The sequence below is a fragment of the Coriobacteriia bacterium genome (genome assembly GCA_013334745.1).
Taxonomy (GTDB): Bacteria; Actinomycetota; Coriobacteriia; order Anaerosomatales; family JAAXUF01; genus JAAXWY01.
In genome coordinates, this window is the sequence record JAAXWY010000009.1 from 53,976 (window position 1) to 63,717 (window position 9,742).

Annotated in this window: 6 protein-coding genes; 4 read left to right on the plus strand and 2 right to left on the minus strand. The window is 64.9% G+C overall.

The annotated features are described in order from the left end of the window. Nucleotides 1-133: 133 nt before the first annotated feature. On the minus strand, nt 134-4,438 hold the full coding sequence (locus HGB10_04165; protein NTU71000.1) for a hypothetical protein: 4,305 nt from the start codon (nt 4,436-4,438) through the stop codon (nt 134-136). Nucleotides 4,439-4,841: 403 nt separating this feature from the next. Here HGB10_04165 and HGB10_04170 point away from each other — a divergent pair, with 403 nt between their 5' ends. The 3 genes from HGB10_04170 (at nt 4,842) to HGB10_04180 (ending at nt 8,854) form a co-directional block, all read left to right on the plus strand. Then, nucleotides 4,842-5,945 carry a hypothetical protein gene (locus HGB10_04170; protein ID NTU71001.1) on the plus strand — a complete coding sequence of 368 codons (1,104 nt, stop codon included), beginning with the start codon at nt 4,842-4,844 and terminating at the stop codon, nt 5,943-5,945. A 126-nt stretch (nt 5,946-6,071) separates the two neighbouring features. Further along, entirely contained in the window at nt 6,072-7,514 is a 1,443-nt protein-coding gene (locus tag HGB10_04175; protein NTU71002.1) for a TldD/PmbA family protein, read from the plus strand. After that, nucleotides 7,514-8,854: a TldD/PmbA family protein gene (locus HGB10_04180; protein ID NTU71003.1), complete on the plus strand. Its 1,341-nt coding sequence runs from the start codon at nt 7,514-7,516 to the stop codon at nt 8,852-8,854. Before HGB10_04175 ends, HGB10_04180 begins: the two co-directional genes overlap by 1 nt. Before the next feature lie 202 nt (nt 8,855-9,056). Here the strand turns inward: HGB10_04180 and HGB10_04185 are convergent, their stop codons facing one another. Then, nucleotides 9,057-9,284, minus strand: a complete 228-nt coding sequence (locus HGB10_04185) for a hypothetical protein (GenBank protein NTU71004.1) — start codon at nt 9,282-9,284, stop codon at nt 9,057-9,059. Between the two features lie 157 nt (nt 9,285-9,441). Between HGB10_04185 and HGB10_04190 the strand changes: the two genes are divergently transcribed. Beyond that, the gene (locus tag HGB10_04190) at nt 9,442-9,603 is read left to right on the plus strand and encodes a hypothetical protein (protein NTU71005.1); all 162 of its coding nucleotides are present in this window, start codon (nt 9,442-9,444) and stop codon (nt 9,601-9,603) included. Nucleotides 9,604-9,742 lie beyond the last annotated feature (139 nt).

Here is a 9,742-nt window from a genome sequence, read left to right on the forward strand (position 1 = left end):
CTGTTGAATCTACCCACATGCGTGTGAACACCGTGTGATGTTTCGCACAGCAGCGAAGAAGGGGCCACGGCATCTCGCCGCGGCCCCTTCCATTCGTTCCCCCCTCAGAAACCCTGAGGTCGTTCTCGGTCGCCTACTGAGGCGACAGGTTCGTGCTCACCGTCATCGCGCCGCCCGGATCGAGCGAAACGATCGCGGCGTCGGTGATGCGCACGGCATGGTTGTAGTACTGCGTCAGGTTCGACGGAGTGGTGCCGGTGAAGCGCAGGTGATACGTGCCCGCCGGAATCGACAGCGAGTACTCGCCGTTGGCGTTGGTGAATACGCCCTTCACGAACGTGTGCCCGTCGGCAGTGAACGCGGTGACGACGCACCGGTTCATCGGTCCGGCCTCGCTCGACACCACACCGCTGATCGTCTGGGTGAGCGGAGCGGTCGTCACGGTGAAGTCGGCCGCGCTCGTGCCGGTGCCACCGGCGCTCGACACGGAGATCTGACCTGTCGTCGTTCCGGCCGCGACCGTCGCGCGAATGGTCCCGGTGCCGACCACGGTGTAGGTGGCCGCGTCGGTGCCGTTGAACTGCACGCCGCTGACGTTGACGAAGTCAGCGCCGGTGATCGTGACCATCGTGCCGACCGGACCGGACTCCGGAGTGAAGCTCGAGACCGTCGGAGCGGGAATCACGTTGAACGTGCCTGCGCTCTCAGCGGTACCTCCGGGACCGGTGACCGTGATCTTGCCGGACACCGCGCCCGCAGGAACGTCGGCCCAGATGATGCTGTCTGTGAGGGAGATCCACGTTCCCCACGGGACATCCACGCCACCGAAGCTGACCGAGGTAGCATCCTCAAAGTGCGAACCGGCGATGGTGATTCGAGTCCCGACCCGAGCGGAGCCCGGCGAGAACGAACTGATCGTGGGCGGCACGAGGAACGGAACGAGATCCGCCGAGACGGACAGCGGCCCGGCAGCGGAGACGGTGAGCGTTTCCGCGTCAGAGATGCTGACACCGTGGCTGTAGAACTGCTCCAGCTCGACGGGGTCGGTACCGGTGAAGCGCAGGTGATACTCGCCGATCGGCAGCATGCCAAGGTCGTAGTAGCCTTCCGCGTCGGTGAAGACGCCCTTCACGTGTGCGTGGGTGACCGCGTCAAACGCGCTGACAACCGCGTGCGACTGGGCGGTTCCGCCACTGGTGACGCGGCCGGACAGCGACTCGCGCGTCGCAAACATCTGAATGCGCTGGTTGTTGTCATCGGCGACAAGGATCCGACCATTCGCATCGACGTCGATGCCGACCGGAGTGTTGAAGTAGCCGTTGCTCTCCCCAACAGAACCGAACTGCGTTGCGAACACGCCGTCGGGGAAGAACTTCTGGACCGTCTTGAGGTACGAGTCGCCTACATAGATGTAGCCATCCGAGTCCACGTCGATTCGCTGGGGCAACTCGAAGTTGCCGTAGCCGGAGCCGTAGCCACCGAACCGCAGAACGAAAGCTCCGCTGCTGCTGAACTTCTGGATGTTGTAGTTGCTTCCGTCGACAGCGTAGAGGTTGTCCGACTCATCCACAGCCACGCCCACCGGGGACTGGAAGTAGCCCTCGCCGCTCCCCCACGAACCGACCTGACCGAGGTAGGTGCCGTTGACGTCCCACTTCTGGATGCGAGAGTAGTTCGGGTCGGTGACGTAGACGTTTCCTGCTCCATCGACTGCGACGTCGGTGGGATAGTAGAGCGTGCCACTGCCGCCGTAACCCAAGCTGCCGTACGACCTGACGTGCGTGCCGTCGGGATGGAACTGCTGCACACGGTGGTTCCAGCAGTCGACGACGTACAGGTCGCCGTTAGAGCCGACCTTGATCGCGCCCGGCACACGGAACTGCCCTGCGCTCTCTCCCCACGAACCGAACTGCGCGGTGTAGGTGCCCGTATCGGAGAACTTCTGAACGCGTGAGTTGTCCTGATCGACCACCCAGATATCGCCGTCGGCGTCGAATGCAGCGCCCTTGGGATAGTTGAGCTGCCCGTCACCGTAGCCGTACGAGCCGATGGTGCGAACGTAGCTCGGCGCAGCGAGGCGCAGGCGGAGCTTCTCGATCCTGTTGTTCTCTCCGTCAGCAACCCACACGTTGCCGGCTGCGTCGACCGAGAGCCCGTAGGGAGTGTGGAACTCTCCCGCACCCCCGCCGTAGACGCCGAATACACCCTCGTACTCGTGGTCGCCTGTGAAGACCTGAACGCGATTGAGCGGGCCATCGGACACCAGAACGCGCCCATGGGTGTCGACCGCGATGCCCGTGGGCGTGATCATCTGGCCGGTGCCGGTGCCGGAGCCGCCGAAGACGTCGAGCAGCGTACCGTCATTGGTGAACTCCTGGACGCGTGCGTTGCCACGGTCGCATACCAGCACGTGACCGTCGCCATCGACCACGAGTTGACCGGGGTAGTTGAACGATCCCGGGTCTCCGCCGTAGGTGCCCCACGAATCGATCTCCGTACCACTCGAGTCGAACTTGACCACGAAGTTGTGGTCCTCGGCGGCGGCGTACACGTTGCCGCCCGCGTCCACAGCGACTCCGGCGGGCGCATACACGTAGGCGAACACGGAGACGAACGCGCCGGACGAGTTGAACTTCTGGATCCTGCTGTTGCTGGTGTCGGCAACCAAGATGTTGTCGTCGGCGTCGATGGTGAACGCCCTGGGGTAGCGGAACTGCCCGTCGTTGAAACCATGCTCGCCGATCTGGGCGAGCCACGTGCCATTGCTGTCGTACTTCTCGATACGATGGTTCTGGGTGTTGAGCACATACACGTTGCCCAGCGAATCGCGCTTCACGTCCTCGGGGACCCAGAGGCGGCCGTCAGACACGTGCTGCACGTACGATGCGGCTGCACCGATAGGCTGTAGGTTGACCCAGAGGTCACGCTCCCAGTTGTAGTCGACCCATAGAGGGGCCGCCGACTCCAGGGAGGTTTCGCCCATATCAAAGCCGTAGTACTGATTGAACGACGCCGGACTGCACTCACTGAACCCGACGTGGTAGTAGTTCGGACCCAGACCTGAGAGGGAGACGCTGTAGTAGCCCCCCGCGTCGGAATAGGCGCTGCGGACCGCAGCGTGCGTCTCACCGTTATAGACCGTGACCTTCACGCCGCCCATACCGGAGTAGTTGTGGTCGCGGACCTGCCCGAAGATGCGCTGAGTCGAGGGCGCGTTGAACCGCAGATCCGTAGACACGGCCGTGTAGCCGCCCGAGACGACGTCGACCTCGATCGCGCTCCCGATGGCAACGCTGTTGTTGTAGTACTGATTCCATGACGGCGAGGACGCACTCGTGAATCGAATGTGGTACATGCCGACCGGTAGGGACAGGCAGTACTGCCCAGAGGGCTTCGTCATCGCGGCCGTGACATACGCGTGAGTCGATGCGTTGTATGCGCTGACGAGGATGTTGGCTTGCACCGTGCCGTCGTACACAACGGTGCCGCCCACATACTGCCGAGCAACGCCGAACTCCTTGACGTCAGAGTCGGTCACATCGGTGGTCAGGACGTTTCCCGCAGGAGTGGCCGCGATTCCGACGGGCGTGTCCAGGCCGCCGGCGCCGTTGATCGTCTTCATAACGAAGACGCCGTTGGCGGTGAACTTCTGAAGCCGGTAGTTGTACGTGTCGGACACGTACACGGCCCCTGACTGGTCGAGCGTGACCGACCAGGCTCCGTTGAACTGCCCGTCGGCCGCCCCGGACGTACCCCACTTGCCTAGAAACGTGCCGCTCGTATTGAACTTCTGGATTCGGTTCCCGGCGCGATCGGACACGTAGATGACGTTCTGCGCGTTGATCGCTATGCCAGACGGAACCGTGAACTGACCATTGCCAGCTCCGAACCCGCCCCATTCGCCCAGATAGTTGCCCGATGAATCGAACTTCTGGACCCGGGCGTTGTTGGTGTCAACGACATACACGTTGTCAGACGAGTCGATGGCGATAGCCGCCGGATACATCATGAGTCCGGCCGATGAGCCGTACCCTCCCCACGACGAGAGGTAGCCACCGTCATTGGAGAACTTCTGGACCCGGTTGTTGTACATATCGACCACGTAGAAGTTGCCGTACGAATCGAAGGCGACGTCGCTCGGGCCCGAGAACTCCCCGGCCCCGGAACCAGGCGTGCCGTACGACGCGACGAATGTTCCATTGGCCGTGAACCGCTGGACCCGGTTGTTACTCAAGTCAGCGACCCAGACGCCTCCGGCCGGATCGATCCTCAGCCCCCAGGGAGAGGAGAACTCACCGTACCCCGTGCCGTTACTGCCCCATGTGCGCAGGTGCGGCATACCTGGCGCGCCGAATGCCGCAACCGGCAGCGCCAGCGCGACACACAGCGCGAGCACCACCAAGGACACGGAGAACCACTGCTTCCGTTGCAGATTCACGTGATATCCCTCCCTCAGATACTTCGCCCAACACCGTCGCAGCCCCCCGCGACGAGCAAGACGATCCAGGCACTTCAGGGCGTGAGGCCCCGTGGATCCGGCATTACATCCGAGACAGTTGGTACCCGTTTGGGCATTGTGCGAAAACCTCCACACAATCCACACCTCGCCGACACGCGATTCCTGCATCGCGGTGGAATCCTCAGAGAGGAAAGTCGGCATTGAAGTTGCATTAAGGTGCCTGTACACACAAGAGCCTGCGGGTGGATTGACCTGCAGAAACGTGGTAAAGTACAGAGTTGGATTCGTTCGCCCGTCGTGAGTTATCCACAGAGGTGACTAGCGCGGGCTCTCGGAAGGTCGGTGGATGGTCCGGGATCGCATGACAGGGATGCCCCGCCTCATGGCGGCAGTCGTGGTGGTCGTCGCGCTTTGTGCGACAGCCGTCCCGGCTTTTGGTGCGCCCGCGTCTTCCGGCAGCTTCACCAAGCAGCTCTCGGCGAAGCAGGCCCAAGTCGATGAACTCAACAAGAAGCTCGACGAGCTCGACGATCAGGCTGAGATCGCGGCAGAAGAGTACAACCTGGCCACCGATCAACTGGCGCAGACGACCGCCAAGCTCGACGTCGCACAAAACGACCTGAACAACACGCGCGCTGCGCTCGTCATCCAGGATGCGATTCTGTCCAAGCGAGTCGCATCGATCTACCGCGACGGCAATCTGGCAGCGGTTTCGACACTTCTCGAATCTCAGTCGGTCGGCGACTTCATCAGCCGGTTCAAGTTCTTGAACGCCGTCGGGGTCGCAGACGCTAACAAGGCCGCTGGCCTCAAGTCGCAGCGCGATCTGATGGAGTCACAGTTCGCGGAGCTTCAGGCCGCGCAGGCCAAGTCGCAGGAGCTGTCGTTCGAGCTCAAGGCCCGCGAGGTCGAAGTCCAGTTGCGCATCGACGAGCAGCAGGCGCTTCTCGACTCCGCCGAGGCCGACGTTCGCGAGATGCTCGAGTCAGAAGCAGCGAAGCGGCAAGGCGTGTCTCAGACACTTCTCAACGACGTACTCGCCGGGGCCAACAAGGCCGGTATCGTCGCGACTCCGGGAACCCCGGTCGAGACCGCCCTCGCGTATGCCGGAGTGCCCTACATCTGGGGTGGCGCGACACCGTCCGGCTTTGACTGCTCGGGACTCATCCTCTACGTCTTCAACCAGCACGGCGTGACTCTGCCGCACTACTCGGGCTACCAGTTCCTGCGCGGGCAGAAGATCCCGGTCTCGCAGATCCAGCCCAATGACGTCGTATTCTTCGGCTCGCCGGTCCACCACGTAGGCATGTACATCGGCGGTGGGTACTTCATCCACGCACCGAAGCGCAACGACGTGGTCAAGATCAGCAAACTCGCCGACCGTAGCGACATAGCAGGCGTTCGCCGCTACTCGTGGACGACTCGCACCGCCCCCATCAAGGGCGTGCAGTCCTCGACCGCGAGCGCGCTTCGCGGGGTACGCTAGTCTGAACACTGCGGAGCCCGGGGGGCCCGCGATGTGACCGGCACAATTCGGTAAGGTCTCGGTAAGGTACTTGGCGCACGCTGTGGTCCTGCGCGTTCGTCACTTCTGTTTGGGGGGCTTCTCCACGTGAACGACATCATCGCTGCTGCGCTCGACGCAGCGCTCTCTTCCGGCGCGTCGTATGCGGATGCCCGCATCGTCGACTCCTCTCGCGAGGAGGTCCGCGTCTCATCCGGGGTCGTCGACGCAGTCGAGCGCTCCGACAGCTTCGGTCTGGGCGTGCGCGCAATCTGCAACGGCGCATGGGGCTTCGCCTCGTCGCGCCTCGTGACCGCCGATGAAGCCGCTCGCGTCGCACGCGAGGCGGTTGCCATCGCCAAGGCATCGGCACGGGTCGCCGGGCCCGCGATCCAACTCTCCCCGATTACGCCGCAACACGGCAGCTGGACCGGTCCGTGCGCCGTCGATCCGTTTACGGTGCCGCTCGAGGACAAGATCGCGCTGCTTGTCGCAACAGATGCCGCACTGCGTGCGCAGCCCGAGGTCACTGTCACGCAGTCGCAGCTCGGCTTCTACCGCGAGCACAAGTGGTTCGGTAGTACCGAGGGTTCGCGCCTCGAGCAGTCCTTCATCGAATCCGGCGCCGGCTATACCGTCTTCGCCGTAGGCGGTGGCGAGGTCGTCACGCGGTCGTATCCCACGTCGCATGGCGGCGGGTGGGAGCAGGCCGGCTGGGAGTTCATCGAAGGCCTCGACCTGGTCGGCAATGCGCCACGCGTGGCGCGCGAGGCGGCACTGCTGCTCGAGGCACCGTTCGTCGAGGCCGGTACGCGCGACCTCATCATCGACGGCAGCCAGGTCGCGCTGCAGGTGCACGAGTCGGTGGGCCACCCCACCGAGCTCGACCGCGTGCTCGGCGAAGAGGCGGCGTTCGCCGGCACGTCGTTCGTGACGCTCGACGACGTGGGATCGCTCACGTACGGGTCCACGCACGTCACCGTCACCGCGGACGCCACCGTCGCAGGGTCGCTCGGCAGTTTCGGGTGGGACGACGAAGGGGTGCCGGCACAGCGCGACTACATCGTGCGCGAGGGGCTGCTCACGGGCCTCCAGACGTCGCGCGAGAGCGCCGGCGTGCTCGGGCGCACGAGCAACGGCTGCATGCGCGCGGACGGCTGGAATCGCATCCCGCTCATCCGCATGACGACGATCTCGCTCGAACCCGGCACCTGGGACTTCGACGAGCTGCTGGCCGACACTCCGGGCGGCCTTTACATCGAAACGAACAACTCATGGTCCATCGACGACAAGCGGCTGAACTTCCAGTTCGCGTGCGAGGTGGGCTGGGAGATCGAGAATGGTGAGCTGGGCCGCATGGTCAAGACACCCAACTACACAGGCATCTCGCCGCAGTTCTGGGGGTCATGCGATGCCGTGTGCTCGCGCGATCACTGGCGCGTGTGGGGCCTGCCCAACTGCGGCAAGGGTGAGCCGATCCAAGTCGCCCACGTCGCGCACGGCGCATCGCCCGCCCGGTTCCGCGACGTCCAGGTTGGAGTGGGTCGCTGATGGCGCTCTCATCCAAAGAAGTACGCGAGCTCGCCCGTCGCGTCATGAAGATGTCGGCTGCCGACGCCACCGAGGTGCTCGTGACGTCGCAGTCCGACGCCCTGACACGCTTCGCCAACAACCGCGTCCACCAAAACGTCGCCGAGGAGAACACGCAGGTCTCCATCCGCGCGGTCGCGGGCAAGCGGCAGGGTGTCGCCGGCACCAATCGGCTTGACGACGAGTCGCTGCGCGCTGCCTGCGATGCCGCGCTGCGCGCCGCACGCGTCGCACCCGACGACCCCGACTTCCCGGGACTGCCGGGCGCCGACATCGTGCGCATGATCGACCGCTCGGCCGAGGCGACCCGCGCATTCGACGCGGATGCGCGCGCCGATGCGGTGGCTGCCATCGTCGCGCAGTCGCGTAGCCGCGGCCTCACGGCGGCCGGCACCGTTCGCTGCTCCGACCAGGCCATCTCCGTCGTCAGCACGCTGGGCGTCGACGTCGCGCAGGCTCTCACGGAGGCGCAGGCGACGGTGCTCTCGATGGGTCCCGACAGCGGCAGCGGCTGGGCTTCCTTCCTCGACATCGATGCTGCCAACCTCGCCGCCGAGGCGATCGGTTCGCAAGCTGCCGACATCGCCCAGCGCGCCGCAAACCCCGGCGACCTTGCGCCCGGCACCTACACCGTGGTGCTCGCGCCCGATGCGGTCGCCGACATCATGGACTTCCTGGCGTACACGGGCTTCTCGGCGAAGTCGGTCGACGAGGGGCGCTCGTTCATGAGCGGCCACATCGGCGAGCAGGTCATGAGCGACCACATCACCATCACCGATGATGCGCTCTCCAAGCGAGCCATGGGCACCACGTTCGACTTCGAGGGCCAGCCGCGGCGCAAGGTGGTGCTCGTGGATCATGGCATCGCGACTCGGCCGATCACGGACTCCTACTGGGCGGCCAGGCTGGGTGTCGCGAACACGGGACACGCGCTGCCGGCGCCCAACCCCTACGGCCCCATGCCGATGAACCTCGAGATGGCCGCTGGTGAGGAGTCGATCGACTCACTCATCGCCGGAGTGGAGCGCGGCGTCTACGTCACGCGATTCCACTACGTCAACGTCGAGGATCCCATCACGGTGCTGCTCACCGGAATGACGCGCGACGGCACCTTCCTCATCGAGAACGGCCGACTCACCCGCCCCCTCAAGAACCTGCGGTTCACGCAAAGCGCCGTCGAGGCGCTGGCTAGCTGCGAGGGTGTGACGCGCGATCGGCGATTCATCGGGACCGAGGATGGCGCGGTCTACGTGCCGGGGCTCCTCTTGGCGCGCTTCGCGTTCACCGGGCAGACGTCGTAAGACACAATCGAGCCCCGGCGTGGCTTCCACGTCGAGGCTCGGTTTTGGTAGAAGCTCCCGCCGCCGAGGAGGGGCGTCCTTTGGCGGCGGGCCTGCTTCCGTCAGCGGAGTTCGCTGATGCTCCCCCCGCACTCCCTTTATCGGTGGAATCGGGCCGAATCTTGAGAGCGAATGCGCACGGCCACGCGCTGGCTGAGTCGCGCTACTTGGCGACCGGCGGCTGCTCGCGGTGGCACGCGCGGCAGTTCGACGCGACCTCTGGCTTCACCTGCGGATGCTTCTCGGGCATGACCGCCGCATCGAGCTCGACCTTGAGCAGCGCCGGCGCCTGATTGCAGCCGGACAGGGCGAGGACTGCGACCAGTGCGCACGCGACGCCGAGGCCCACGTTTGATGCGCACGGACGGTCCGAGCGTGCCGAGCGGTACATGCAGACCTCCCTGGAAGTCGACGCCGATTCAGACATTCTAGCGATTCGACCGCCCTACGAGGTGACCGTACGCCAACCGCGTGCACCCTATCCATGGGCGCGCGCGTATACTTGTCTAGCACACTGACCCCGGACGTAGACAAGGCCTTCCATCCGCATGCCCACGCCCGAATCCCCCGCCGCAGAGGCTCGCGAGAGCCGCGAGCGGCGCCTCACGCGCCTCACCGCCGAGCGCCGGCGACGCGACCGCACCACCGTCGCGGTCGTCGCCGGTCTGCAGGCGCCACAGCAGGCGATCGGAACCGCGCCAGGTGGCTAGGAGATCTTCCGCGGTGTACGCGACCGGCCAGCTCTTTCGCCGCTCGGCAAGCTGGTCTACCACGCGCTGGGCGCCGGGGCAGAGCAGGGCGCCCCGGCCGAGGTTGTCGCCTGGCCTGGCCGCCAGCAGTGCCTCGGCC

What these genes read in the sequence shown, in the direction of transcription:
- HGB10_04170 (NTU71001.1), top strand. Translation starts at nt 4,842, where the DNA reads ATGGCGGCAGTCGTGGTGGTCGTCGCGCTTTGTGCGACAGCCGTCCCG.
- HGB10_04190 (NTU71005.1), top strand. Translation starts at nt 9,442, where the DNA reads ATGCCCACGCCCGAATCCCCCGCCGCAGAGGCTCGCGAGAGCCGCGAG.
- HGB10_04180 (NTU71003.1), top strand. Translation starts at nt 7,514, where the DNA reads ATGGCGCTCTCATCCAAAGAAGTACGCGAGCTCGCCCGTCGCGTCATG.
- HGB10_04185 (NTU71004.1), bottom strand. Translation starts at nt 9,284, where the DNA reads ATGTACCGCTCGGCACGCTCGGACCGTCCGTGCGCATCAAACGTGGGC.